At 68.9% G+C, this 25,985-nt stretch carries 21 protein-coding genes; 10 read left to right on the top strand and 11 right to left on the bottom strand.

The window, feature by feature from the left end; translation table 11 throughout:
• Window positions 1-11: 11 nt before the first annotated feature.
• The 3 genes from H5J26_RS00195 to H5J26_RS00205 form a co-directional block, all read right to left on the bottom strand.
• A complete protein-coding gene (locus tag H5J26_RS00195; RefSeq protein ID WP_181763545.1) occupies window positions 12-1,550 on the bottom strand; it encodes a carboxylesterase/lipase family protein in 1,539 nt (512 codons plus the stop codon).
• A 282-nt stretch (window positions 1,551-1,832) separates the two neighbouring features.
• A complete protein-coding gene (locus H5J26_RS00200) occupies window positions 1,833-2,816 on the bottom strand; it encodes an LLM class flavin-dependent oxidoreductase (protein ID WP_309237719.1) in 984 nt (327 codons plus the stop codon).
• A 101-nt stretch (window positions 2,817-2,917) separates the two neighbouring features.
• Complete coding sequence (locus tag H5J26_RS00205) at window positions 2,918-3,826, bottom strand: SMP-30/gluconolactonase/LRE family protein (protein ID WP_181763547.1); 909 nt, start codon at window positions 3,824-3,826, stop codon at window positions 2,918-2,920.
• 394 nt (window positions 3,827-4,220) lie between these two features.
• On the opposite strand from H5J26_RS00205, the gene H5J26_RS00210 reads away from it, so the two are divergent.
• Window positions 4,221-4,964 (top strand): TetR/AcrR family transcriptional regulator, encoded by a 744-nt coding sequence (locus tag H5J26_RS00210; RefSeq protein ID WP_181763548.1) that lies wholly within the window; start codon window positions 4,221-4,223, stop codon window positions 4,962-4,964.
• Window positions 4,965-5,086: 122 nt separating this feature from the next.
• Here H5J26_RS00210 and H5J26_RS00215 read toward each other — a convergent pair whose 3' ends face one another.
• Window positions 5,087-5,719, bottom strand: a complete 633-nt coding sequence (locus H5J26_RS00215; protein WP_181763549.1) for a response regulator transcription factor — start codon at window positions 5,717-5,719, stop codon at window positions 5,087-5,089.
• The gene (locus tag H5J26_RS00220) at window positions 5,707-6,525 is read right to left on the bottom strand and encodes a sensor histidine kinase (protein WP_210770843.1); all 819 of its coding nucleotides are present in this window, start codon (window positions 6,523-6,525) and stop codon (window positions 5,707-5,709) included. The genes H5J26_RS00215 and H5J26_RS00220 overlap by 13 nt, the downstream gene beginning before the upstream one ends.
• Window positions 6,526-6,906: 381 nt before the next feature.
• Here H5J26_RS00220 and H5J26_RS00225 point away from each other — a divergent pair, with 381 nt between their 5' ends.
• Window positions 6,907-7,425 carry a DUF1203 domain-containing protein gene (locus tag H5J26_RS00225; protein WP_181763551.1) on the top strand — a complete coding sequence of 173 codons (519 nt, stop codon included), beginning with the start codon at window positions 6,907-6,909 and terminating at the stop codon, window positions 7,423-7,425.
• Window positions 7,426-7,564: 139 nt separating this feature from the next.
• On the opposite strand, the gene H5J26_RS00230 is transcribed toward H5J26_RS00225, so the two are convergent.
• Window positions 7,565-9,526, bottom strand: coding sequence for a serine/threonine protein kinase (locus tag H5J26_RS00230; RefSeq protein WP_181763552.1), 1,962 nt, complete (start codon window positions 9,524-9,526; stop codon window positions 7,565-7,567).
• Between the two features lie 786 nt (window positions 9,527-10,312).
• Between H5J26_RS00230 and H5J26_RS00235 the strand changes: the two genes are divergently transcribed.
• Window positions 10,313-11,086 (top strand): hypothetical protein, encoded by a 774-nt coding sequence (locus H5J26_RS00235; RefSeq protein ID WP_181763553.1) that lies wholly within the window; start codon window positions 10,313-10,315, stop codon window positions 11,084-11,086.
• 247 nt (window positions 11,087-11,333) lie between these two features.
• Here H5J26_RS00235 and H5J26_RS00240 read toward each other — a convergent pair whose 3' ends face one another.
• Window positions 11,334-11,690, bottom strand: coding sequence for a DoxX family protein (locus H5J26_RS00240; protein ID WP_181763554.1), 357 nt, complete (start codon window positions 11,688-11,690; stop codon window positions 11,334-11,336).
• Window positions 11,691-11,921: 231 nt separating this feature from the next.
• On the opposite strand from H5J26_RS00240, the gene H5J26_RS00245 reads away from it, so the two are divergent.
• Complete coding sequence (locus H5J26_RS00245; RefSeq protein WP_181763555.1) at window positions 11,922-12,980, top strand: LacI family DNA-binding transcriptional regulator; 1,059 nt, start codon at window positions 11,922-11,924, stop codon at window positions 12,978-12,980.
• 39 nt (window positions 12,981-13,019) lie between these two features.
• Here H5J26_RS00245 and H5J26_RS00250 read toward each other — a convergent pair whose 3' ends face one another.
• Entirely contained in the window at window positions 13,020-15,374 is a 2,355-nt protein-coding gene (locus tag H5J26_RS00250) for a glycoside hydrolase family 3 N-terminal domain-containing protein (protein WP_181763604.1), read from the bottom strand.
• Between the two features lie 205 nt (window positions 15,375-15,579).
• On the opposite strand from H5J26_RS00250, the gene H5J26_RS00255 reads away from it, so the two are divergent.
• The 6 genes from H5J26_RS00255 to H5J26_RS00280 all read left to right on the top strand — a co-directional run bounded on the left by H5J26_RS00255 (window position 15,580) and on the right by H5J26_RS00280 (window position 21,900).
• The gene (locus tag H5J26_RS00255) at window positions 15,580-16,905 is read left to right on the top strand and encodes an extracellular solute-binding protein (protein WP_181763556.1); all 1,326 of its coding nucleotides are present in this window, start codon (window positions 15,580-15,582) and stop codon (window positions 16,903-16,905) included.
• Window positions 16,902-17,849 carry a sugar ABC transporter permease gene (locus tag H5J26_RS00260; RefSeq protein ID WP_309237721.1) on the top strand — a complete coding sequence of 316 codons (948 nt, stop codon included), beginning with the start codon at window positions 16,902-16,904 and terminating at the stop codon, window positions 17,847-17,849. The genes H5J26_RS00255 and H5J26_RS00260 overlap by 4 nt, the downstream gene beginning before the upstream one ends.
• Entirely contained in the window at window positions 17,849-18,775 is a 927-nt protein-coding gene (locus tag H5J26_RS00265; protein WP_181763557.1) for a carbohydrate ABC transporter permease, read from the top strand. Before H5J26_RS00260 ends, H5J26_RS00265 begins: the two co-directional genes overlap by 1 nt.
• A 327-nt stretch (window positions 18,776-19,102) precedes the next feature.
• Complete coding sequence (locus H5J26_RS00270) at window positions 19,103-19,912, top strand: hypothetical protein (RefSeq protein WP_181763558.1); 810 nt, start codon at window positions 19,103-19,105, stop codon at window positions 19,910-19,912.
• Window positions 19,913-20,086: 174 nt separating this feature from the next.
• Window positions 20,087-20,992: an AraC family transcriptional regulator gene (locus H5J26_RS00275; protein WP_181763559.1), complete on the top strand. Its 906-nt coding sequence runs from the start codon at window positions 20,087-20,089 to the stop codon at window positions 20,990-20,992.
• 158 nt (window positions 20,993-21,150) lie between these two features.
• Window positions 21,151-21,900, top strand: coding sequence for an SDR family oxidoreductase (locus H5J26_RS00280; protein WP_181763560.1), 750 nt, complete (start codon window positions 21,151-21,153; stop codon window positions 21,898-21,900).
• A gap of 486 nt (window positions 21,901-22,386) precedes the next feature.
• Here the strand turns inward: H5J26_RS00280 and H5J26_RS00285 are convergent, their stop codons facing one another.
• The 3 genes from H5J26_RS00285 to H5J26_RS00295 all read right to left on the bottom strand — a co-directional run bounded on the left by H5J26_RS00285 (window position 22,387) and on the right by H5J26_RS00295 (window position 25,658).
• Complete coding sequence (locus tag H5J26_RS00285) at window positions 22,387-22,581, bottom strand: ferredoxin (protein WP_181763561.1); 195 nt, start codon at window positions 22,579-22,581, stop codon at window positions 22,387-22,389.
• A gap of 20 nt (window positions 22,582-22,601) precedes the next feature.
• Window positions 22,602-23,816 carry a cytochrome P450 gene (locus H5J26_RS00290; RefSeq protein WP_181763562.1) on the bottom strand — a complete coding sequence of 405 codons (1,215 nt, stop codon included), beginning with the start codon at window positions 23,814-23,816 and terminating at the stop codon, window positions 22,602-22,604.
• Window positions 23,817-24,485: 669 nt separating this feature from the next.
• Window positions 24,486-25,658 carry a family 43 glycosylhydrolase gene (locus H5J26_RS00295; RefSeq protein ID WP_181763563.1) on the bottom strand — a complete coding sequence of 391 codons (1,173 nt, stop codon included), beginning with the start codon at window positions 25,656-25,658 and terminating at the stop codon, window positions 24,486-24,488.
• Window positions 25,659-25,985: the final 327 nt, after the last annotated feature.

Below are 25,985 nucleotides of genomic sequence, written 5' to 3' on the forward strand. Positions count from 1 at the left end.
CCGGACTGACGCTACCGATCGAGCAGCGGCAAGGCGGAAAAGGTGCGCTCCTCCCAGATCAGGCGCGAGGTCTCCTCCGGATAGGCGGTGATCGCCGGCTGGGTGTCGAACAGCTGCACAAGGCGTTGATCGGCCTCGTAGACGGGCCAGCCGGGATCGCCGTCGGTGGCGAACGCCGTCCACGCGGCGCGCATGCGGGAGGACAGCACCTCTGCCTCCGGGGACGGGCCTTCACCGATCAGCGCGGCAGGCTGGCCGCGGTCCAGGTTGCCGAAGACGAGAGGCACGTCCAGTCCGTGGCAGGCGCCGAAGGCACCACCCATGCCCGGGGCGGGCCAGGTCAGCTCATAGAAGTGGGTGCGGCCGCCGGCGGTGTTCTGGGCCTCGGCGAGGTGGAGGGTGGGCATGCGGAACAGCCAGTCGGACTGGACCAGTTCGTACAGCTCGTCCGGGCCCGAGTCCGGGAAGCCCTCGCGGTAGCGGCGTGCTCCTTGCCGGCCCGGCGCGAAGTTCTGCAGGGCGGTCGCCGCCTGCTCCTGCGTCACCTGGCCGAGCAGACCGTCGAGTGCGGTGAACAGCCGCTGCTCGTCGCGCGTGTGGCCCACGAGGAGTTCGACATCGCGGCCGGCGCCGTCGGCGAGGGCCTGCCACGGAGTGACCGGCAGGACGTCGCCGTCGACGACCGGCGAGATCGGGATGGACCGGTGCGCAGCTCGACCCCAACGTTCCGCCCACTGCGGCATCTTCGCGGCGACCGCGTCTCCGGCGGCCGACAGCCGGGCAGGAGCCACCGTAGCCAAGTCGACCACCGTGGCCCGCAGTTCGAGCTCGGCGGCGCATGCGGTGGCGATGTCGGAGGCGAGCTCCGGTGAGAAGTACGTACCCTGCACACTCTGCGCGACGGCCCGGCCGAAGAGCCCCACCGCACGCGGCATCGCCAGCAGCGCGGCGACCGATCCGGCCCCCGCCGACTCCCCGAAAACCGTGACGCGGTCCGGATCGCCGCCGAAGGCCCGGATGTTGTCACGCACCCACTCCAAGGCGGCGACCTGGTCGAGCAGGCCCCGGTTGGCGGGCGCCCCCTCGATCTGCCCGAAACCCTCAAGGCCCACGCGGTAGTTGAGGGTCACCACGACAACACCGCCGTCAGCTGCCAGGCGGCTCCCGTCGTACTCGGGAAGGCCGGACATGCCGATCATGTAGGCGCCGCCGTGGATCCACACCATGACCGGCAGCCCCGCGCCCGTGCCCGGCTCGGGCGACCAGACGTTGACGGTCAGCCAGTCGTCGCCCTCCGCGTCCCGCGAGAGCGCGTCCATGCCGAACGAGCCGGCCTGCGGGGGCGGCGGCCCGTACGACGTGGCCGCCCGCACCCCGTCCCACCGCGGCACCGGCCGCGGCCCGGCGAAACGCAGCGAGCCGACCGGGGGCTCGGCAAAGGGGATGCCGCGGAAGACCGCGACACCCGACTCCCGGCTGCCACGCACCGCCCCGGCCACCGTGCGGATTTCGGGCTGGGACCCGGAGGACTCGGACGCGGCAACCGTCATCACAGCTCCCTCTCTCTGCAGGTGGAGCGCGATCACGGGGGTTCGCGTCGGCCCGGACGTTTCGGATCATCCCGCTGCAAAGAGATGCGCGCCAGCCATTTACGGACGGCCCGGACCCGAGGCTGACGGAGCCCACATCGAGGGGCGTCGCAGACCGCGACTCCGTACGCCCAAGTGGCCGATGCCCGTGGCCACTTGGGCGTCCCCGGAGCTCACGCCGCCCTGACATCGGTCCGCCAGTCGGCAGGACGGCGGACCGATGTCAGGGCGGCGGAGTCAAGATCAGTGGTCGGCCGCCTCCAGGAACCGTTCGAGCTCGGCCGCGGTGTCGGGCCCGCAAGGCTGGAAGACGATCTCCGTGACACCCTGCTCGGCGAAGTCGTCCAGCCGACGTCGGATCTGGTCACGGGTACCGCTGACCGTCACGTCCTGGAGCATCCCGTGACCGCCGGCCCTCCATGCGGCCTGGTCGGCTTCGTTGAGCTCGACGCAGTGCCCCTCGTGGACCGCGAGGTGCCGTTTCTCCTCGGGGGACCGCTCGACGACCTCCATCCATTCCGGGCCGCCGGGGAGTTCACGCACGGCGGCGGGTCCACCGAATTCATAGGCGCCGTGGTACGCCAGGGCCCAGCCCGGCCCACCGGCCAGGCGGGCGTGTTCGCTGTCGGAGGCCTCTCCCTCGTCGAGCACCGTGCCCCACACGAGGTTCGGCACCCACGAGTACTCCTTCATGAACGCCGGCAACTGGAGCGTCACGTAGAGCCCGTCAGCCAGCTTCCTGGCCACCTCGTGGCCTTTGGGCCCGAGGGCACTGATGAGAACGGGAACGTCCACCGGGCGGGCGGGGGCGTGCCCGTCGGGATGCAGCATCTGCATCTGCGCGCCCTCCCATTCGACGGTCTCGCCCGCAAGCAACCCCCGGTAGGCGCGAATGTAGGAGTCCATGTAGGACCAGGTGATCGCGCGGTAACCCATCGCGCGGCGGCCGGTGAACCCGGTGCCGAAGGCGACTGCGACGCGGCCGGGCGCAAGTTCGGCGAGGGTGGCGGTCGCGGCGGCGTTGACCATCGGGTGGCGCAGGCTGGGAATCAGCACGCCCGGGCCGAGGCCGATCCTCTCGGTCCGCTCAGCGGCGAGCGCGAGGGTCATCCATACGTCCGGGCTCTGCTGAGGCGTGTCGTAGACCCACGCCCGCGCGTATCCCAGTCGTTCGGCCAGAGCTATGTTGTCCGGCGAGTCAAGGGCTGTCGGGAAAGCACAGGACACCTCCACGGCCCCTCCAGTTCAGATGTCGGATCGGATGGATCGGGCTGGTGGCCGCCCGTACTGCAGAACTCTTCAGCGCGGGCAGCCGGTTCGGGGGCGGTCTACGGCAGGCCGGCGTGCGGGACGTCGACGCGTACGGCCAACAGCTGGGCTTCGCGGACCGGCCGGCGTTCGTGCTCCGGGAAGGAGGGCGCAGCGCACAGGTACAGGGTTCGGCCGTCGTCGCCGCCGAGCATGCAGGCGAATACGCCGGTTCCGGTGGGGATTTCCTCGAGGATCTCGCCGCCCTCGGCGACGCGGATGACGCGCTGGTGCAGTGCGTCGGCCACCCATATCGCGCCGTCGGCATCTGCACAGATTCCGTCGGGACCGACCTGAAGGCGCCCCACGGCTTCGCCGACGTCCTCGGTCTGGGGCGTCTCGCCGAGCTGTGCCCAGACGCGCCGATTGCTCAGCCCGCCGTCCTCGCCGACATCGAAGGCGGTCAGGCGACCCGCGAACGTCTCCGCGACGACGAGTACTCCGCCGGGCAGGATGACCATGCCGTTGGGGAAGCCGAGGTCCTCCGCGACGGTTGTGACCGTGCCGTCCGGGTCGACCCGGGTGAGCGTGGTGTAGCGCAAGGCGGCCCCGCCCATGAGGTCGAAGCCGAAGTTGCCCACGAACGCACGACCGTGTTCGTCCACGACCATGTCGTTGAGCATCCCGGAGACGGCGTCGGACAGGTCGGCGTGCTCGCTCAGCTCTCCCGTCTCCTCACGCACGAGGACACGGTGATCACGCATCGACACGATGAGCGCACGCCCGTCCGGCAGGAAGCCGAGCCCGGACGGCTGGCCGGGCACTTCCGCCATGAGCTCGGTGTTGCCGCGACCGTCGGTCGCCACGACCCGGTTGGTGTAGAAGTCCGAGACCCACAACCGGCCGTCGTGCCATCGCGGGCACTCCAGGTAGGAGTATCCGTCCAGCACGACCGTCAACTCCCGGGTCGGCGGCTGTCCTTCCTCCATCGTGTCCTCATTCCCGTAAGTCCTGATCGGCGGTTCGGGACGCCTGGCGCCACGGCTGCTCCTGGGAGCGGCTTCGCCCCACGGCACGAGAGCTCCCTGCCAACAGCTGCCGGACGCGGTGACTAAGCGCATAGTCATTCGACCTCGGACTCACGTCAAGAGTCTGGAAGGCGGCATTCCGGAAGCCCTGAAGGTCACTGTCCGACTCCCGTCGAGGGCGGATCCCGTCGGCCCATGCCTGAGCGACTGGTCAACCGACCGTGGTACACAGGTCAAGGCGCTCGTGACGCGGGGCCCGCCAGGCAGTCACCGCATGTGAGCCGGAACTGAGCTGGAACTGAGCCGGCATCGAAGCCAGGATCAGTACCGAAAGCGCAGGAAGGGGCGTCTCGGCATGGCCAAACGGCAGGCCCGCTTCACACCGCAGGAGATGGAGGACGACCCTCGCTTGCAGGACCAGTCCCAGGATCTGTGGAGTGAGGAGTTCGGCGAGGTGGCCCGCGGGCTGCTCGCCTCCGCGGTCCGCTGTTTCGCCGCCAACGGCTTCCACGCCACGACCACACGCGACATCTCCGCCGGGGTCGGGCTCAGCCCCGCCGCGCTCTACGTGCACTTCCCGTCCAAGGAACTCGTGCTCTACGAGATCACCCGGATCGGCCACGAGCGCGCGCTCGCGCACATACAGGTACCCGAGATCAAGGAAGCAGGGTCACCAGCGGATCGCCTGCGCCTGCTCATGCGGCGCTACACCGCCTGGCACGCGCGCCACCACGTGGCAGCGCGGGTCTGCCAGTACCAACTCAACGGGCTGACCCCGGACCACTACGACGAGATCCGGGAGCTGCGCCGCCACACGAACGAGGTGTTCCGGGACGTCGTCGCCGACGGCGTCGCGGACGGCACATTCGCACAGATCGACGTGAACAGGGTGGTGCGCGGCGCCCTCTCACTCGGCATCGACCTGGTCCGCTGGTACCGGCTGGACGGGCCCGACTCCCCCGAGGAACTGGGCGAGTTCTACGCCGACCTGGCGCTGAAGATGGTGACGAAGACGGCGCCGGACGAGCAGTCCGCAAGGCCGCGGCCCTCCAACGGCCTCAACCACACGGGCAGTTCCCCCGTCTCGGCCGCCAAGTAGCCCTTCGTCAGCCCCCGGAGCGCGACCTCACAGGCACCCGAACCGTCCAGCCGAGCCCACGCACACTCGCCGGACCGGCGGTTGGTTCGTCGCGCGGCTGCCCGTGACCACCGGCGACGGGCTCAGCTCAGGTACGCGAGCACGGCCAGCACGCGCCGGTGGCCGCTTTCCTCGGCGGGCAGATCGAGTTTGGCGAAGATGTTCCCGACATGCTTGTGCACAGCGCGCTCGGTGACTACGAGCCGGCGGGCGATCTCGCCGTTGGCGAAGCCCTGTGCCATGAGGCCCAGCACCTCGCGTTCGCGGCAGGTGAGCGCGGTCAGCGGGTCGTGCCGGGCGAGCACCTGGGAGACGACTTCGGGATCCATCGACGTGCCGCCCGCGGCCACATGCTCAAGTGCGCGCAGGAACTCCTCCACCCTGGCCACCCGGTCCTTGAGCATGTAGCCGATTCCGCCGGCGCGGTCGGAGAGCAGTTCCAAGGCGTAACTCCGCTCGACGTACTGGGAGAAGACCAGCAGCGGCTGACCCGGGCGCTCGCGGCGGATGCGCAGCGCTGCGCGCAGCCCTTCGTCGCGGAACGAGGGCGGCAGCCGCACGTCGACCACGGCGACATCGGGCCGCTCGCCGAGGACGGCTTCCACCAGCGCCTCGCCGTCGGAGACCTGCGCGACGACCTCGTGGCCCTCGGCGCGCAGCAGCAGGGCCAGCCCTTCAGCCAGCACCACGTTGTCCTCGGCGATCACGACCCGCACGGGATGTCCGCTCGTACGCAAGTCGGGCCGCCAGGCGGGCTGTTCACGTACAACGTGCCGTCGACAGCCTCGACGCGCTGCCGCATCCCCCTGATGCCTGAGCCCGCCGACTCGTCGACGCCGCCCCGGCCTTCGTCCCGTACTTCGGCATGCAACCGCTCCCCCTCACGGCGCACGCTCACCGTCGCGCTCTTCGCCGCGGAGTGCTTCGTGACGTTGGTCAGTGCCTCGATGACGACGAAGTAGACAGCCGTCTCCGCCGGGGCCGGCAGCGGTGGGGTGTCCGGCAGCTTCACCTCCAGCCGCACCGGCACGGTCGACCTCGCCGCCACGGCCGACAGCGCACCGTCAAGGCCGCGGTCCGCCAGGATCGGCGGATACATGGTGCGCAGCACGGCCCGCAACTCGGTCATGGCCAGTTCTGCGCCCTCACGGGCCTGCCCCAGCAGCGCCTGCGCCGCTTTCGGGTCCTTCTCGAGAGCGCGCTCGGCCAGGCCGAGGCGCATCGCGAGGGAGACCAACTGGGCCTGGGTGCCGTCATGCAGGTCGCGTTCGATCCTGCGCAGGTCGGAACCGTGAGCATCGACGGCTCCGGACCGGGTGCGGCTCAAGTCTTCGACTCTTTCCGCAAGTTGACGCTTGCGACCGCCTTCGAGCAGCAGACGGGACAGTGCGGAGGTGGTTCGGGCGAGGAGCGGCACACTGACGAAGGCGAGCACCGCGCCCAGCAGAATCCGATCGCGCCACTCCCAGGGCGCGAGCAGCAATCCGGCACCGAGAAGGCAGATGGCCGCGGACCCGACCATGACGGGAAGGGTGAGCCACCTGAGGAGCCCCGCACCCAGGAGCCCCACACATTGCACAGCTGATCGGCTGTGGAGGCGCAACCGCCCCCGGACCGCCGCGTCTTGATCGATCTCAGTCGCAGACATGCTCGAACGGTATGCGCGGGCGCCGCTCCTGGCAGTGGAGCCTGCTCCACCATCGGGACACCTGCACGCTGCCGCCACAGGAAGCTGGTCGTGCGCTGCCCTCTGCGTCCACCGCATGCCGTCGCTGTGCCCGGGTGGTGAGCAAGCCGGTTCCTCCACGTCCTCCACGCCCTGACGTCGCCGGCGGGAACAGGGGAAGTCGTCATGTCCGGATTCCGCCAGCAGCCCGGAGACCGACCGCCGACGCTGGAGCCCATGACGGCATACACACCGCTCCCCATTCCTCCCGCCGCCCTCAAAGAACTCCGCGACACCGACGATGCCGCGCAGCCCTTCCTGTCCTTTGCCGCGCGTGAGGACGGAATTCCCCTCAACTGCGTGGGCAGTCCACTGCGTTGTTGTCTACGGGCGATCGAGCCCGGCGAACAGGTGGCGCTCGTCTCGTATGCGCCGCTGCGGCGCTGGGCCGAGGCGACCGGTGCCAACCCCGGAGCGTACGACGAGTCGGGGCCGGTCTTCATCCACGCCGAGGAATGCGAGGGGCCGCGCCGGACATACGGCTACCCCTTCGCCCGGCCGGGGGCGCTGCGCACCATCCGTCGCTACGACGCCGAGGGCCACATCGTGGGGGGTCGCCTGCTCAAGATCCCCGACGACGCGGAAGCCGGGTTCGACCAGGCATTCAGGGAAGCATTCAGCAATCCAGCGGTGGCCCTGGTACACGTGCGAGCTGTCGAGTACGGCTGCTTCCAGTTCGAGGTGCGCCGACCGTAGATCGTGCCGTCGAGGCGCATGAGCCAAGAGCCTCCCAGGTGGCTCGCACCCACGCACAGGCAGCCAACTCGCACCCAGGAACAGCCAAGTGGCCGGGACCTGGAGAGCAGTGGCCTGGCGGCGAGCGGCGCCCGGTACCTCAACTCACCCGGTCGTAGGTGTACTTCTTGTCGGCGTCGAGGAATTCACGTATCAGCCGGCCATCCTCGACACGCAGCCTGCTGGTGTTCGCCGTGGGGCAGTCGTCCGCGGAGGTGCGCCAGTCGACCACTGACGGGCCGATGAGTACGGGCTCCGATTCGCCGCCGACGGAGAACACGCTCGCCTGGGCCTCGCACTTCCTGTCGGCGCTCTGCAGGACGAGATCGATCGACTTGCGGTCGGCGGACAGCTGTTTCACCGTCACCCGCTGGGTGCCCCCGCCTGACGACTGGCGCTGCCAAGTGCCAAGGAATTCCTTGGGCAGCCGCTCCGGAGTCCTGACCTTGTGCAGGAGGGCGCGACGGCCGTCGGCTTCCCACTGCAGGGTCGAGTCGGGGCCGAGGCTGAGCCTGTTCGTGCCTGGCGCCGAGCACTTCCCCTCGGGCACGCTCTTGATCACCTTCGCTTCGATGGTCAGCGAGCCCTTCGCCGAGGCGAGCTTGCCGTTACTCGTGCACTGGTAGTCCGCACCGAGGTCGACGTTGCGGGTGACGATCTCGCCGACATCGCCGCGCGCGATGACAAACCGGCGGTATTGACCGGCGCCGCCTTCGCCGGTCCGTTCCACGGGGCCGCTCCAGGTGCCCACGTACTCCTCGGGGACGTCGGAGGAGGTCTGGGTCCCCCCGTCGGAGCCCAGCAGCCCGGAACCCGGAGCGGCGAAGGCGGCACCGGCCACCACCACGGCAGCCACCGCCCCAACGGCCAGGCGGCGCTTGCTTCGACGAGGCAGAGCCGGGGGCTCCTCGGGTGTGCCGGGACTCAGCGACACCAAATCGTCGGCCGGCGCGCCCGGAACCGTGTGAGGTACGGCGCCCGGCAAGCTGGGCAGCGTTGCGGTCTCTCGAGTGGACGAATCCCCTCCGGCAACCTCCGACGCCAAGGCGGGGGCTCCGATGCCGCCGAACGCAGTCACACTGGGCCGTGTCGCCGGCAGCGCGGACACTTGTGCGGTGCTCGGCGCGGCCGCACCGATTCGTATCTCACCGGTGACCTCGGGGTCCTCGCTGTCGAGGAGCTGCACCGCGTGCCGTCCAAGCTGAGCCAGCAGCGCGGACGGCAACCAGGTGCCGCTCAGCGCGTCCTTCGTACTGGGGATCAACTCCTCAAGTTCCGGGCGTTGTTCGGGGTTCTTCGCCAGGCAGCTCGAGACGATGTCGAGCAGCTTGCCGGAGAGCCCCGTGAGGTCGGGCTCCTCCTCGGCGATCCGGAACATCAGCCCGTGCACCCCGTTGTCGGCTGTACCGAACGGCATCCGCCCGGTCGCCGCGTACGCGAGGACCACGCCCAGGCAGAAGATGTCGCTGGCCGCGGTGACGGTGCGCCCGCGTACCTGCTCGGGCGACATGAACGCCGGCGAGCCCACCAGCATGCCGGTACGGGTCAGACCTCCCGCCGTCTCCACCATGGGATGCAGCGCGCGGGCGATACCGAAGTCGATGACGCGAGGACCGTCGATGGTGATGAGGATGTTGGACGGCTTGAGGTCACGGTGCACCAGGCCGGCGCCGTGGATGTCGCGCAAGGCATGAAACAGCCCGGAGGCGAGCCCGGTGACGGAGCCCTCAGGCAGCGGGCCGTACTGGACCTTGACGACTTCCGCGAGCGAGGGGCCCGCTATGTAACCGGTGGCCACCCAGGGCGTCTCGGCCTCGGGGTCGGCGTCGAGCACCGGCGCCGTCCAGGCTCCGCCCACTCGGCGGGCCGCGGTGATCTCCCGCGCGAACCGGCGGCGGAAGTCGGGCTGGCGCGCAAGTTCGTTCTTCACGACCTTCACCGCGACGGTACGGCCACGATCCGAACGGGCCAGATACACCCGGCCCATGCCGCCCTCGCCCAGCCTGTTGAGCAGCCGGAAGCCACCGATCCGGCGTGGGTCCTCGGCCGTGAGCCGTTTCATGTACTGCCTGCCTCTCCCCCGGCGTGCCAACTCGTGGAGCGGATCCCCCGCTGTCCTGAGGTCCCGCACACCACTCGCTGCGCGCATCCTCAGCTTCACCGCCGATCGCTCCCGGCACCGCAGGAGCGGGACGGTCCGGCCCGTATGGCGGCCCGTCAGGTTGACGCCGTCCTTGCGGACCGCCCGCCTGCGTAGCGGACCGCACATACTGGACTTTACGCCCGGGGCAGGTCGTCGCTCCATCCGTCGCTGATCTGTTACCGGACTGCCTCCGTGTCACGTGTTACCTCGGACTCAACCTGCTGTTCCGACGGTGCACCTGGCAGCCAGGGCGCACTCACCTGGATCAGCGAGGCTGACCGCTGACGCCATGGAGGGCGCGCTGTCCGGGAGTTGCGCCGCACGTCCGATCACCTCCACCAGCGCACTCCTCAGCCCGATGCGTCTTGGTGTTGCCGTAGAAGAACAGGTGGCACCAGCGCGGGAGGCCAACTCATGGCCCTGGCTCGACGAAGCTGCCGTTGTCTGGACCGCGTCGCTTCCTCGGAGCGACCCGCCCGTGGCCCCAAGTACCCGTGGCTCCCCTTACGTTCGGGCCACGGTCGCCGCACGAAGGGGTTCGAGCTCCGCTTGGTCAGGGATGATCGGTCCGGTTCATGTTCGCTTGCGCCGTCTGGCGACGTCGTGCCGGCTGCACCCCTGAGCCGTCACCACGGCACGGAAGGCATTCCCCCAAACTGCCTACCAGGGAGAGACGTGAAACGTCATCTACTGCGCGGTCTTGTCATGCCCTTGCTCATTCTCTCGGCCATGGTGACCGGCGTGAGCGGTCAAGCTCATGCCCAGGTCGCCGACGGCGACGGCGACGGACTTGAGGACTCGCTGGAGGACACCCTCGCCACTCAGTTCTTTCCGTGGGTCTGGTTCGACAGCGGCGAGGACTCCGGCTGCGCCGACCCGGCGACGGACGCCAACCCGGGCACCGCGCTCGCCCGGGTCAGACCCCACCCCGGAGACCCGGGCAAGATCGCGATCACGTTCACGGTCCTCTACCGGCAGGACTGCGGGGACTGGTTCGGCGGCTCCCACTCCGGCGACGTCGAACCGTTCGCCGTGACGCTCACGCCGCAGGCGGACTGCCCGACCGGCTACGCCGCCTTCGCGTTGAAGACGACAGCACACGAGGGCACCGCCTTCGAGCACACCGACGAACGCATGCTGGGCAACGACTGCAACTGGGGCCGGGCGGCCGGCGGCTCACCCCAGGTCGCAAGGATCTACTCGGCCGAGAACAAGCACGGCAACTACGCCTCCCTCGACTCCTGCGAATCGGGTGCGGCGGGCAACGACCACTGTTCGGAGAGCTTCACCCTGCCGTACACGGTCTTCAACGCGGGCGAGGACGGGGCACGGCGCTTCGACGAACTGTCCGGCCACCAGTTCCCCGGCGAATACGCCTGGACCCCGCTGCCGTTCAGCGGGAGCCTCGACCGCGGCAGCGATGCCGGAATGATTCGCGACAAGCTCGTCAACGACGGTCTCCTGGCCAGAGCCGGGTGAGACCTGGCGCTCCGCGAGGGCCCCGTCGCGTGACGGGGCCCTCGGCCTGAGGACGCATGCGAAATCCCTTGTGAATGCGCTGGATTCACCGCATCTCCGTTGGCCAGGAGGCGCCGGCCCTTCAGGAGGCGGAGGGCTGCGGCTACGCACCTCCGAGGACCGAACCCGGTCCCGCAAGGTCGTCATCCCGAACGAGAACCTCGGTGGCCGCCCGCGGAGGTCCACCGTCGACCTGCAAAGGCACGCTCTACCAGGGGCCCCGGCAGACCAGGCCCAGAGCCAGGGCGGCCGCCGCGGTGGCGAGGAAGACGATCCCGCCTACGACGTCGCGGGAGCCCAATCGCAGGTGGGCGATGACTGCACCGACGAAGTACAGCACGAGCCCGGAGGCGGCGAGGGTTCCCAGGAGTGGCACGGCGAACCCGGCCAGCAGCCCCAGGGCCCCCGCTGCCAGCAGCATTCCCAGCACCGGTACCCACTTCCGGGGCACGCCCTTCATGTCCGCCTGCGTCCTGGGGTATTCGTGACCGATCAGGTAGGTGACGGCGGCGGCACCGTTGAAGACCGCGCTGAGGACGGTGACCGTGACGTAGGCGGCGAACACGATTCCTCCGATCCTGTGGGGAGCAGCACTGCCGGGCACTCCCTCGTGGGATGTCCCTCTCCTGTAAGACGAGCCAACGAGTAGATGTGTGACATCGGTCGGCCGCCGGGCATGCCGCGCCCGCCACGGGCGTACGTCCGACGTGCGAAGCCCGAAAGCTCTACGGAAAGTTTCCCTCCCCCTCAGCTATGGTGACCGCGAGCAATACATCAGGGTCAGGAGGTCCGTAGCGTGGCCGCACCGCACACGGCAGGCCAACGGGCGGGACGCGGGCGCGGTGGCAGCGAACGCGTCACCATCAGCGACATCGCCCGAGAAGCCGGCGTTTCCGTCCCCACCGTCTCCAAGGTCCTCAACGGGCACGCGCATGTCGCCGCCGAGACGCGCAGCAAGGTCGAACGGCTGCTGGCCAAGCACCAATACGAGCGCCGCACCAGGCGCCGCGAGGGTCAGGCACGACTGGTCGACCTCGTCTTCAACAACCTCGACAGCGAATGGTCGATGGAGATCATCCGTGGTGTCGAGAGCGTCGCGCACGAGTCCGGACTCGGCACTGTCGTGTCCGCCATTCACGGGGCGACGACCGAGGAACGCCGGTGGTTGGACAACCTCACCGCGCGCTGGTCGGACGGCATCATCCTGGCCGTCACCGAACTCAGACCGGCCCATGCGGAACAGATCCGAGCTCTCGGCATTCCCATGGTCATCATCGACCCGGTCGGGCAGCCCGACCCCCACGTCGCCTCCGTCGGTGCGACCAATTGGAACGGCGCGCTCACCGCGACCGAGCATCTGATCTCGCTGGGACACGAGCGCATCGGGCTCATCGGGGGCCGGCCGGAGTTGCAGTGCAGCCGGGCCCGGCTGGACGGCTACCGCTCGGCCATGCAGTCGGCGGGTCTCCCGGTGGACGACGACCTCATCGCCGAGGGCGACTTCTACGCGCCCCGCGGCGAACAGGCAGCGCGCGAACTGCTCTCGCTGAGGCACCCGCCCACCGCGATCTTCGCGGGCAACGACCAGCAGGCTCTCGGCGTGTACCGCACTGCCGAACAACTTGGGCTGCGCGTCCCGGACGACCTGAGCGTGGTGGGGTTCGACGACCTGCCCGCCGCCGGCCTCTCCTCACCGCCCCTGACCACCATCCGGCAGCCCGTCGCGCAGATGGCGGTGCAGGCGATGCGGATGCTGCTGCGCTATCTGGAGACCGGCGCATTCGAGACCCGCCGCCTCGAGCTGTCCACGGAGCTGGTCGTTCGCGACAGCACGGCTCCTCCGCGAAAGCGCTGAACGGCAGTTGGCTCGCACCTCAGGCCAACTGAAGCCCGTTCAGCCGCACTCCGTGACACGAGCGGGAGTCCGCAGGGCCCGGTGGCGCCCCGTCGCACGCGGCGCCGGACCGGTGATGCGGAACGTGCCCTCCAGCGGCGTGTCCGTGCTCGACCGGCCGATCCGCACTTCGATCACCCCGGGTTCCACCACGCGCCGCCCGTCGCGCCCGGTGAAGGCCGTGCGGTCCGTGTGGAGGTCGAAGGTGATCCGGCGGCGCTCGCCCGGAGCCAGGTCCACTCGCGCGAACCCGGCCAACTCCCGCCAGGGGCGCGTCACTTGAGCAACAGGGTCGGTGAGGTACAGCTGCACGACCTCGGTGCCGGGCCGCTCGCCCATGTTGGTGACGGTGCAGGAGATCTCGACCGTGCCGTCGGCCGGCACCTCCTCGCTGCCCAGCCTCAACTCTCCGTACTGGAATCGCGTGTAGGACAGCCCGTGCCCGAAGGGGAAGAGAGGTGTCGGGTCCTGTGCGCTCACCTCGCTGGCTCGCCCCAGAGGTGCCGTCAGATAGGTGTACGGCTGTCCGCCCGGCTTGTGCGGCACGCTGACCGGCAGCCTGCCGGACGGGTTCACACGGCCGGTCAGCACGTCCGCCAGCGCAGCCGCACCTTCCTCGCCTGGGAAGAAGGTCTGCACGATCGCCGCTGCCCGCCCAACTGCTGCACCCAGGGCGTACGGACGTCCGCTGACCACGATCAGCACCACCGGAGTGCCGCTGTCCAGCAGCTCCTCCAGCAGTTCGGCCTGCAACCCTGGGAGTGACAGGCCGGGTGCGTCGCATCCTTCGCCTGAGGTGCCACGCCCGAAGAGCCCTGCCCGGTCTCCCAGCACGGCCAGACAGACGTCCGCCTCCCGGGCGGCGGTCACCGCGCGGGCGAACCCCGACCGGTCCGACTCCCCCACCGGGCAGCCCTGTTCGTGCGTGATCGCACGAGCGCCCAGTCCCTCACGCAGCCCCCGCAGCACGCTCGGCACGGCAACGCCCATGTCCCACTCCGGATGGCGCACGCCCACGTGAGCGGGGAATGAGTAGCAGCCCTGCAGCCCGAGGGCGTCGTCGGCGAGCGGCCCGACGACTGCGACCCGTCCGGGGGAGGAGAGGGGCAGCAGCCCCGCCTCGTCGGCCAGCAGAACGACGGATTCAGCGGCCAACTTCCGGGCCAGCGCCCGGTGTTCGGGCGGATCGAGATCTGGTTCGCGCGTCGGCGGCTCGGGGCTCCAGTCCGGGTCGAGCAGACCCAGCTCGCACTTCTGCCGCAGTACGCGCGTCAGTGCACGGTCCACCAGGGCCTCGTCCGCCGCTCCCTCGCGCACCTGCGCGGCCAGTGGTCGTCCGTAACAGCGCGCGGTGGGGAGTTCGACGTCCACACCCGCCGTCAGCGCCTGAACAGCAGCCTCACCGGGGCTGCCGGCGGTGCGGTGGAGCAGTTCGAGGAACGAGATCCCGAAGTAGTCGGCGACGACGGTCCCTTCGAAGCCCCACTCCTCGCGCAGGATTCCGGTCAGCAGCCGTTCGTCCGCAGCGGTGGGGACGCCGTCGATCTCCGTGTAGGCGTGCATCACCGAGCGGGCGCCCGCCTCTCTCAGTGCGGTCTCGAAGGGCGGCAGCACCACGTCGGCCAGTTCACGCGGACCCATGCTCACCGGCGCCAGGTTGCGTCCCGCCCGGCCGGAGGCGTAGCCCGCGAAGTGCTTGAGGGTGGCGATGATCCCCGCCGACTCGAGCCCCGAGACGTATGCGGAGCCGATCTGCGCGACAAGGTAGGGGTCCTCCCCGATCGTTTCCTCGACCCGGCCCCAGCGCGCGTCCCGTACGACGTCGAGCACCGGCGCCAACCCCTGGTGCACGCCGACCGCGCGCATGCTCTGCCCGATGGCCTCCGCCATGAGCCGCACCAGGGCCGTGTCGAAAGTGGCTCCCCAGGCGAGCGGTACGGGGAACACCGTCGCGCCCCACGTGGTGAACCCGGCAAGGCACTCCTCGTGAGCCACGGCCGGTATGCCGAACCGGTTTGCCGCCACGATCTCCCGCTGGCTTGCGGCCAGTGCCTTCGCGCCGGCTGTCGGTGTGACAGGTCGGGTGCCGAAGACCCGGGTGAGTTGACCTAGCCCGTCTTTGATCAACTCCTCCCAGGACGGGGTCTCGTCGGCGAGATCGTCCTGGTGCGGGGCGACTCCCTTGCCGTCGTGCGTGGCGCCCACCCACACGCCGACCAGCTGCGCCAGCTTCTCGTCGAGGGTCATGCGGGCGATCAGATCGGCAACGCGGACGTCGGGCGTCAGCCGCCTGTCGCGCCACGGCGCTGCGCCGTGACCGTCCGGGTTGTCCGAGTGAGGCGTGTTCTGTTGCATCGTCACCTCGTCGAGTCGAGCGGATGAACGGATGCTACTCGATGCTTTCGGAAACTTTCCATTCTCGATCCGCTGCTCTCCTGCGGACCATCGATCAACTACCACACGTGCTGCACGGCTATTGACGTCTCATCTGCTCTAGCTCTAAGTTCCACGCCAGCCTCAACATTTCGGATTTCGCCGAAAGTTTCTGGAGCGGGGTGTCATGACAGCCACGGAGATACGGCCGGCCCACAGCCGACGCCGCTTCCTCACCGGCATCGGAGCCGCCGGTATCGGAGCGGCCGTCACCGGCTGCTCGGCCCTCTCGCCCGGCTCCGGCGACGACAGCCGCGGCCTGGACGTATGGACCCTCACCGACCCCGTCCAGAACAAGATCCAGCGAGCCGCCCTCACCCGCCTCCGGCGCAGCCACTCCTCACGTGCCAAGCTCACGCCGTTCCCCAACACCGGCTACACGCAGAAGCTCCGCATCGCCATGGGCACTTCGGACGGGCCGGACGTGTTCTGGAGCTGGGGCGGTGAGTCGCTGCGCCCGTACCACGAGGCCGGGCTCGTGGTCGACCTGGCGGACCGCTTCGGCAGCGACACCCGGTGGCGCGACGCGTTCCTGCCTGCGGCCCTCCAGGCTGCCTGCGTCGACGACCGCGAACCGCTCGGGCTGCCCGTCCGCGGCATGCAGCCGGTCATACTCTTCTGCAACCAGACCCTCTTCGACGAGCACGACCTGCGCCCGCCCCGCACCTGGGACGAACTGCTCGACGTCGTCGACGCCTTCGTCGACGCGGACGTCATCCCGGTGTCGCTCGCCGGGGCCGAGAGCTGGTGCGAGCTGATGTGGCTCGAATGCATCACCGGGCGGCTCACCGGCACCGGTCCGCTGCGGAAGATCTTCGCGGGGGAGCGCGGCAGTTGGCGGCACCCTGCCATCGAGGAAGCCCTCGACCGGATACAGAAGCTGGTTCGCCGCGGCGCCTTCGGCCAGGCGTTCGGATCCGTGAGCTATGGCTCGGGCGGTGCCACCGCAATCTTCGCCAAAGGCCGTGCAGCCATGCACCTGATGGGCTCATGGGAGTACTCCAACCTGCGCAACGACCACAGGCGCTTCACCGAAGACGGTCTGAGCTGGGTGTCCTTCCCGACCGTTCCCGGCGGCACGGGCGACCCCCGCGCCCTGGTCGGAAACAACACCAACTACCTCTCCGTCAACACCAGAAGCGCCGACATCGACGCGGGTGTCGGCCTGGTCGGCACCCAACTCGCCGCGCGTCCCTTCATCGACGCCCTCATCAAAGCGGGTGACGTTCCCGCCGCCGTCGGCATCGAGGGCCGGCTGCGCGAGCTCGCTCCCGATCCGGACTTCGCGCTGTACGTCTACCGCGTCGTATCCGACGCCCCCGACTTCACCCTCTCCTGGGACCAGGCGATGCTCCCCGCCGTGAAGGAGGCCATGCTCTCCAGCCTCCAGCAGATCTTCCTGGAGAAGCTCTCCCCGCGGCAGTTCGTCGACGCGATGGAGTTGATCCAGTGACCGCCCCCGCACCGGCGCCCGCTCACCGTTCGCTCCGCGGCCGTACGCGCGCGGCCTCGCACACCGACAACGCCGCCCGGCCCGGCGCCCTTTACGCGGTCCCGGCCATGCTCGTCTTCGGTGTCTTCGCGCTCGTACCGCTCCTCCTGGTCTGCTGGCTCTCCTTCACGACCTGGAACGGCCTCGGCGACCCCCGCTGGACGGGGCTCGCCAACTGGCAGGACCTGCTCACCGATCCGGGCCTGCTGCACTCCCTGCGGATCACCGCGGTGCTCACACTCGCCGGCTGGGCCGTGCAGACTCCGCTCGCGCTGCTCCTCGGTGTGTGGGCCGCGGGCACACAACGCGGACGTGCGCTGGCCTCGGCGCTCGTCTTCCTGCCGCTGCTGCTCTCCGGCGCGGCGACCGCTCTGGTCTGGAAGGCGCTGCTCGACCCCAACTTCGGCCTCGCCCGCACCATCGGCCCGTGGATCGGCGTGCCCAGCGGCAACATGCTCGGCACTTCCGGCGGCGCCCTGCTCGCCATCATCGCCGTCGGCGCCTGGCAGTTCGTGCCGTTCCACATGCTGATGTACCAGGCCGCGGCGCGTAACGTACCCGCGCATCTCTACGAGGCCGCCACCATCGACGGCGCCGGGCGCGTACGACAGTTCTGGTCGATCACGCTGCCCCAGTTGCGCAACACCGTCGTCACTTCCTCCACGCTGATGATCGTCGGCTCGATGACCACGTTCGAGACCATCCTGATCCTCACCGACGGCGGTCCCGGCGCGGCCACCCAGTCCATGCCGTTCCGGATGTACCAACAGGCCTTCAAGAGTTTCGAGATGGGGCCCGCCTCCGCACTGGCCACCGTCCTCGTACTGTTCGGCACCGCACTGTCCTTGCTGATCGTCCGATTCAGCGGCTTCAGCAGGATGCGCTCCACCTTGGAGGGGATCTGATGGCCACCGCCCCGGCTCCCGCGCCCGGCCAGACCCGCACGCCGTCCGAACCAGGGCCCGGACGCATGAGCGGCGGGAGTCCTCAACGGACCGCCGGCCGCCGCCCGTTGCTCTCCCGCGCCAACATCCCCGGCGGAGCGGCGTCCCTGATCTGGCTGGCGATCGTCCTCGTCCCCCTGTGGTGCATGCTGACCTGGAGCGTTCAGAATCGCGACGGATTCCTCGACAACGGGCCGCTCAGCCTGCCCCGGGAGCTGACCCCCGAGAATCTGCAGACGGTCCTGGAAGGCGGCTTCACCAACGCGTTCGTCAACACCGCGATCGTCACGGTCGTCAGCGTCGCACTGACCCTCGTGTGTGCCGTACCTGCCGCGTACGCGGTCGTCCGCTCCACCAGCCGCTTCGTCGCCGGCGCCTTCTCCGTCTTTCTGCTGGGGCTCGCCATCCCCGCCCAAGCAGTCATCATCCCGGTGTACCTGATGATCGTCCGGATGGGCCTGTACGACACCAAGGCCGCGATCATCCTGCCCACGGTCGCCTTCGGGCTGCCGTTCGCCGTCCTCATCCTGGCCGGTTCACTGCGCGACGTGCCCGCCGAGAACTACGAGGCCATGACCCTCGACGGCGCCGGCCCCCTGCGCACGCTCTGGTCCCTCGTCATCCCGATGTCCCGCGGCAGCATCGTCGCCGTCGGCATCTACTCGGCGCTCCAGGCATGGAACGGCTTCCTGTTCCCGCTGATCCTCACTCAGTCCGAGGAGCAGCAGATCCTCACGCTCAATCTGTGGAACTTCCAGACGGAGTACGGCGTGAACATCCCCGGGCTGATGACGGCCGTCCTGCTGTCCGCCGCACCCGTCTTCATCGCGTACGTCCTCGCCCGCCGCTGGATCGTCGCCGGACTGGCAGGCCTGGGCGGCAAGTAGCCCCGCACATCGGTGTGTTCGGTGCGGTCCTGGCGGCTGGGTCGCCACGCTCGGCACTCAACAGGTCGCGCGTCAGCCGTCCCGCCGTCCCGGTCTTCCTCCGGGCCGTGACGGTCGCCTCCCGCGCCCCACCGATCCCGCCAGCATGCGGGACGATCAAGGGCGTTCCACGCACAGGGTCTGGACGAGCAGTCAAATGGCTTTGAGGATCACGACCACCGGCCCATTGGCCAGCCGTCGCTTCGGCCGACGCCTCGTGTCCGGGACGCTACGAGTTCCATGTTGCTTGCCGCGTACGGGTGTTGGGCGTGCGGCACAATTGCGCCCATGCGGGGGCTGGGCGTGTGGGTGGGCGGGTCGACTGCGCTGGCGTGCGCGGTCATGGCGGTGGTGCTGTACCTGTCCGACTTGGAGACCCTGTCTTTGCTGGCCGGCTCAGGCTCCTTCCTCACCGCAGTGCCCTCGCTCGTGCTCGCTGTTCTGCTCGCACGTTCACCCGAACCGACTCCCCCGGCGCAGAGGCAGCAGACCGGCCCTGCGGACAGTGCTGGGCCTGCAGTCTTCGAGCTCAGCACCTTCGCGATCCGGCTCAGCAACCGGGTATCTGCCGCGCTGCAAGGAGTAGCGCTGGGGGCCGGGATCGTTCTCATCATTCTGGTCGGATGGACCCTCAGTGGTGACCTGGAGTTGCGGCTGACCGAGATCGAAGCAGGGCTGCCCGGCTCCGCAATCGGGCTGTCCTCCTTCATGGTCTTCTTTTCCGTTCTCTTCTTTTGCTGCGGAAATGCTTTCATCACCGTGGGGCGGGATGCACTCGTTGTCGACAGCGGCAGCCTTGCCGTCATCGACCAGCGGCGCGTCCGCATGAAGGACGGCTCCTTCTCCTTGACCTGGGAAGAGCTGGAGAGCGTCCGCTTGGCCGCTGACCCCGGCGGCGGAGCACACTTGCTGCTCGTGACCTTCAAGGACTCGGGCGACGGCACGGACTTCGCCAGGAAGCATGAACTCACACAGGCCGACGGCGGTTACGTCGTCTGCCGTCTGCTGTTGGGGACGGCTCTCGAGGAACGCACCGCTCTCCTCCCGCAACTCCGGAGGGCCTTGGCCCACTACGGCAGGTCGAAATTCCAGGGCTGAGTCGCCAGGGACCGAATGTGGCCGGAGCAGGCGGCAGACACCTCTTGGTCGGTGGAGTGGGATGACTCCACCGATCCGCTCTGAGCTGGCAAAACGTTGGAACCATGCTCGCCAGTACTTGCACGATCCTCGCAGTACGGGGAGCGCTGGCTCGATGTCTGCTGCACTGGAGGCATGTACCTCGAAGAGCTCCGCACGCTGCTGGCCCGGCATGTCCGCCCCGACTGGACCACCGCCATCGACGGGGTCTTGATCTCGAGGGTCGACCGGCCGGACCCGCCGGAGCCCTCCATGTCCGGGACACTGCTTGCCGTCATCGCACAGGGCGCCAAACACCTCGCACTGGGCGACCGGGTCTACGAGTACGGGGCCGGGCAGTACCTGGTCGCCTCGGTCGACCTGCCCGTCACCGGGCAGTTCGTCCATGCCTCCCCTCAGCAGCCGGCGCTGGGCTTCGGTCTCGTGCTGGAACCGTCCGCCGTCGCCGAGCTGCTGCTTCAGGCCGGCCCCGGAGACACCCCTCGCGCCGGCACCGGTGCACCGTCGGGGATCGCCGTCAGCGACGCCCCGCCCGCGATGCTCGACGCGGTGGTCCGCCTGCTCCGGCTGCTCGACGAGCCCCGCGACCGCGCCGTACTGGCCCCTCTGATCAAGCGCGAGATCCTGTGGCGCCTGATCACCGGCGAGCAGGGCGCGACGGTACGCCAGCTCGGTCTTGCCGACGGCGGCCTCAGTCACGTCTCCCGGGCCGTGCGGTGGATTCGCGAGCACTACGCCGAGCCCTTCCGGGTCGAGGACGTGGCACGCCTGTCCGGGATGAGCGTGTCCGCCTTCTACCGGAACTTCCAGGCGGTAACCGCTATGAGCCCCATCCAGTTCCAGAAGCAGATCCGGCTCCAGGAGGCGCGGCTGCTGCTCGCGACCCATCCGGGCGACGTGACGGGGGTGGGCCACCGCGTCGGCTACGACAACCCCTCGCAGTTCAGTCGCGAGTACCGCCGCCAGTTCGGCGAACCCCCGAGCCGGGACGCCGCCCGTCTGCGGAACACCGCACGCACTCCGGCGGGCGCCCTGACCTGAGCGCGGCGGGGCGGCCGCGAAGGAGGATCGTGCAAGGGTGAGCGAGGATCGCTCTATCATTTACGCAGGTCAGAGCGGTTCACTGGGATCAGCAGTTCTTCTGCGGAGCAGGAAGATGCCACTTCGTAGACCCCACCACACATCGCGAGGATCACACCATGAAGACCGTTCTGATCACCGGTACGTCGTCCGGATACGGCCGGGCGACCGCTCGCTACTTCCACGAGCAGGGGTGGAACGTCATCGCGACGATGCGCACTCCGCGTCCCGGCGTCCTCCCCGAGTCGGACCGGCTCCGCGTCCTCGAACTCGACGTGACGAGGCCCGAGACCATCGAAGGGGCGCTGGAGGCGGCGGGACCCGTCGACGTCCTCGTCAACAACGCGGGCATCCCCTCGATCGGCGTTTTCGAGGGGACGCCCATGGCTCGGGTGCGGGAGGTTTTCGAGACCAACACGTTCGGCGTGATGGCGACGACCCAAGCGGTCCTGCCCCAGTTCCGTGAGCGCGGCTCCGGCGTGGTCGTCAACGTGACGTCCAGCGTGGTGCTGGGCCACATGCCGCTCACCGCCGTCTACAAGGCGAGCAAGACGGCGATCGAGGGGTTCACCGCATCCCTCGCGCTCGAACTCGCGGCCTTCGGAGTGCAGGCCAAGACCGTCGAGCCGGGTGCCTGCCTGACCACGAACTTCGGCGAGACAGCACTGGACGGCGATTCCTTGGAAGAGGCCGTTCCGGAGCCCTACCTTCCTTGGGCAGAGAAGGTCATGAACGGTTTCATGAACCAGGATCTGTTCACCAAGGAGAGCGACGTCGCCGAGACCGTGTGGCGCGCCGTGCACGACACGACCGGCCAACTGCGATTCCCTGCCGGCCCCGACGCGATCTCGCTCGCCCAGGCGAAGTGATCAACGAGCAAGCAGGATGACGCTGCACTGATGCCACGAGCCGGCCCAGTGCGTATGCGCGACGGAGATCTCGCCGGACACGGCCGCTCGTCCCCAGGGGCCGTGTCCGCTCGGACTTGGGCCTGCGCCTGACAGGCCGTCAATTCGACTGCGACCTACACCTCTTGACGTGCGAGAAGTGCGTTGCTCGCTTCCAACGACACCACGGGAGACCACGGTCACCGACGGGCTCCAACCACGACAACGGCCCCCGGCCAACTTCTCTGGCCGGGAGCTGAGTTGCTCGCTCTCAGCGCGGAGGCGGGCTGCCACGCGGCCCACCCCGACGTGAACGTGACACCGGTAGGCAGGGCATGCCAACTCACCAGCGGGGACCGTGCGGCGCTAGGTGCGCCGACGAACTACCCCTGCCCTGACTGCTGTTGACGACTGCTGTTGACCCGCGGAAGCGGCGAGGGGATACAGGTCGGGCGGCAGGTCCGGCGGTCAATCCTCAACAGTGATGGCCTGGACGGGGCACATCACCGCCGCATGGCTGACGTCGGCGGCCAGATCTGCCGGCGGGACGGGGTCCACCAGCACGACGATGCCGTCCTCGTCGCGCTGGTCGAAGACGTCCGCGGCGGCCAGCGCGCACTGACCGGATCCGACGCACGTTTCCTGGTCGACGGTTACCTTCATGGTGTCCTTCTCAATGGCGGTTACCAGGTCACGGGCAGTTCGGTGACGCCGCCGGTGATGGTGGTACACACCTCGAGCTCGTCCATGTTCCTTGCCAGGCGCAGGCTTGGGAGGCGCTGGGCGAGGGCTGCGAAGACGATGCGCAGCTCGGTACGGGCGAGGCTGGCCCCGATGCAGAAGTGCGGGCCGTGACCGAACCCGAGGTGGCTGCGTTCTTCGCGGTCGGGGGCGAAGGCCTCGGCGTCGGAGTAGACGGACTGGTCGCGGTTGGCAGCGTTGATCGACAGGATGACGGCATCGCCGCGGGGGATGGTGACGTCTGCGATGTCGAGGTCGGTGTGGGCGTAGCGCAGCAGGCCGAGATCGCCCGGCGCCCCCAGACGCATGATCTCCTCGACGGTGGCGTCGACCCGGCCGGCGGGGTCGGCAGTCAGGTCCTCCCAGTGCTCGCGTCGGCTGAGCAGGAACAGCGTGCCCAGTCCGATGCGGTTGGCCGTGGTCTCGTGTCCGGCGAAGAGCAGTCCGACGCAGAGGCTGATCATCTCGTCGTAGTCGAACTCCTCGTCCTCGTCCTGGGCGCGTACGAGGTCCGAGATGACGTCCTCGCAGAGCTCGGCGCGCTTGGTCTCGACCAGCCCCCTCATGTATTCGGTGAACTCGTTCCACGCCTGGTAGGCGTCGTCACCGCAGCTTGCGTAGTTGGCCATGCGGTAGGAGAGCGATCGGAAGTGCTCGCGGTCGCTCTCAGGCACGCCCAGCAACCGGCAGATCACCGCGACCGGCAGCGGCAGGGCCAGTCCGGCGTGCAGGTCGACGACCCCGTCCGGAGCGGAGGCCTGCTCGGTGACCAGCCGGTCGAGGTAGCCGTCCACAAGGGCCTGCATGTACTCGGTGAGCGCCCGCATTCGTTTGGCGGAGAACGCCGGGGTCAGCAGGCGGCGCAGCCGCGTGTGGTCGGCTTCCTCGGTCTCGTAGTCGCCCATCGGACCGTCCTGCACCGCGGCAGTCGAGATGCGCGACGCCAGCTCGGGTTCGGGGTGGGAGCGCCCGAGCCGCTTGTCGCCGAGCAGCGCGCGTACCTCGTCGAATCGCGTGACCAGCCAGGCGGGATCGCCGACGGGGGTGGTGACCGGGGTGACCGGCGCCTCGCGGCGCAATATCTCGTACAGGGGCGCGAGGTCGAGCACGTTCGGCCTCTCGAAGGGCAGGCGCAGGGGGCCGGCAGCAACACTCATGGCTCTCCTATCTCAGGAGGGCCGAAACTACGTTTTTGCGACAGTTACGGTCAATGAATGTGTCGTACGTAACGTGTGCGGCGCCATCCTCGACGCCCGATTCAGGTCTCTGTGGCTGAGCAGGACGACCGCAGAACCCGCCGGGCGCCCCCCGGTGAGCGACCGGCTACGCCAGCAGCAGCGGCTCGAGACATCCCGCCTCGCGGGGCCCGGCCCTCCGCCGGCACCTGAGGTGCCCGGCGAGCCGGCCGCACGTGCGGCTGTGCCCCGCAGGAGTGGCCGACCTCGTCGAAGGCGGCCGGTCGGCGGTGCCGTGTTCGACTCGTAGCTGTCGCTCGACTACTCGGGGTTTCACGTCGAGCACCGTGAGTTGCTCCACGACCGCGTGCGGGGGTCGGTGTCGGTGACCAGTCCGTTGACCGGTCTGGGGTCGGGTTGCGCCGGGCTCTCTGGTGTAGCCGTCCACCCGGAGCAGGTTGTGGACGGCTTGGCGCCCGTCCACGACGCACCGCCTGCGAGGGCCTTGAGGGGCTGGGTGGTGGTCTGCCGTGGGGAGTCGACCCAACAGGAGACACCGCACAAGCGGTCGGAGGGGCGCTCGTCCCAGGCAGGAAGCCTGGGACGAGCGCCCCTACTGGGTCACCAGGTCGACGACCAAGTCACCGTCCTTCAGGGTTTTGTGACCTTGAAGTCGGCCGAGGAACCCGTCCCGTTGATGGACAGTTTGCCGGTGCGGCTCTTCCGGCCACCCTCGTCGGACAAGTAGTTCCAGGTCACCCACGGCTGACCGTCGCGAGCACGGTAGACGTCCATCGCACCGGGACCTCGCCTGTTTCCGGGCAGGCCGGCCTTGCGCATCGAGGCGGGAAGATGCTTGCCGGGTCCGGAGTATGCGAACCAGGCCTTGCTCGGGCCGGGCATCGGCTTACACGCTCCGTCGTCGATCTTCTTGCCGCAGTTGGCGATTCCGGTCGAGTAGTAGTTCGTCGGCCAGCTGTTGCCCGAGTAGAACAGGTACCAGGAACCGCGATGCTCGATCGCACTCGGGTTCTCGATCACCACGACTCCCGCGTTGTCCTTGTAGCTCGCCCATGAGAGCTTGTCGCTCCGCAGCATGACCTTGGAGCGGGAGGCCCGGTCGACCGTACCGTCGCCACGGAACTTCAACCGCATCACCGACAGGGCCGATTGCTTGCCCTTGGCCGCCTCACCGTCGCGGTAGGTCATCCAGACCGCCCCGCTCGAACTCTTGGTGACATCCGCGTCGATGGCCCAGCGATGGGTCGGGCAGACGAGCGGCTTCGACTCCGCTTTGAAACCGGAGGCCGGCTTCGTGGACGAGGCCACGCCGACGCAGTGCTTCTCGGGCTTGGCGCCCTTCTTCACCCCGGTGTAGAAGAGGTAGTAGCGGCCCTTGTGGTAGAGGGCGCCCGGTGTCCAGATGTGACCCCTCACGGCCCAGGCGCCGCCGCCCTTGGGCATCGCATCGCCCTGGATCTTCGGCGAGGTCCCGACGTTGTTCCCCGAACCGCTGAGCGCGTACGGCACGTTCTTGCCGTGCTGGCTCGCCCCATAGGTGATGTACTTGTCGGAACCGTCTTCAAGGGGCATGGTGTCCGCGCCGGGGAAGCGGAAGTCCTTCGATTCCCCTGAGGCGTCAGCAACTGAGGCCTTCTGTTCGACCGTTCCGGGCGGGTCGGCATCCGCTGAGGCGTCAGCAACTGACGTCTTCTTCCCGGCGGTCTGGCCGGGCTCGGCATCCGCTGAGCTGTCAGCAACCGCCGTCTTCTTCGCGGCGGCCGTTCCGGGCTCCTCGTCCAGGGCTGCCCCTGCGATACTCACCCCCGTCACGGCGGCGGCCATCACGACACCGATCACAACTGCGCCTCGTACGCGGCGCCTTACGCCGTCACGTCGAGTCAAATATGGACGCACGTTTCTGTCCCCCGCTTCTCAGAACCGACTGGCCGTCGGAGAATCATGGTGAGGCGGCACCAGAGACGGCAACGCCCAGGCGCATGGTTCTACGCCGGGGCGTGACTCAGGTCACATACATCCGCCCACACTCGTGTCGGGCCCCATGACGGCGATGCGCCCCGGCGAAAAGCCGGAGGGGCAAGAGAAGTCGGATGCCGCCGCGCAGGTCTTCGGCGGGGGCGTCGATGCCGA

This window comes from Streptomyces albidus (ex Kaewkla and Franco 2022), assembly GCF_013870515.1.
Lineage (GTDB): Bacteria > Actinomycetota > Actinomycetes > Streptomycetales > Streptomycetaceae > Streptomyces > Streptomyces albidus.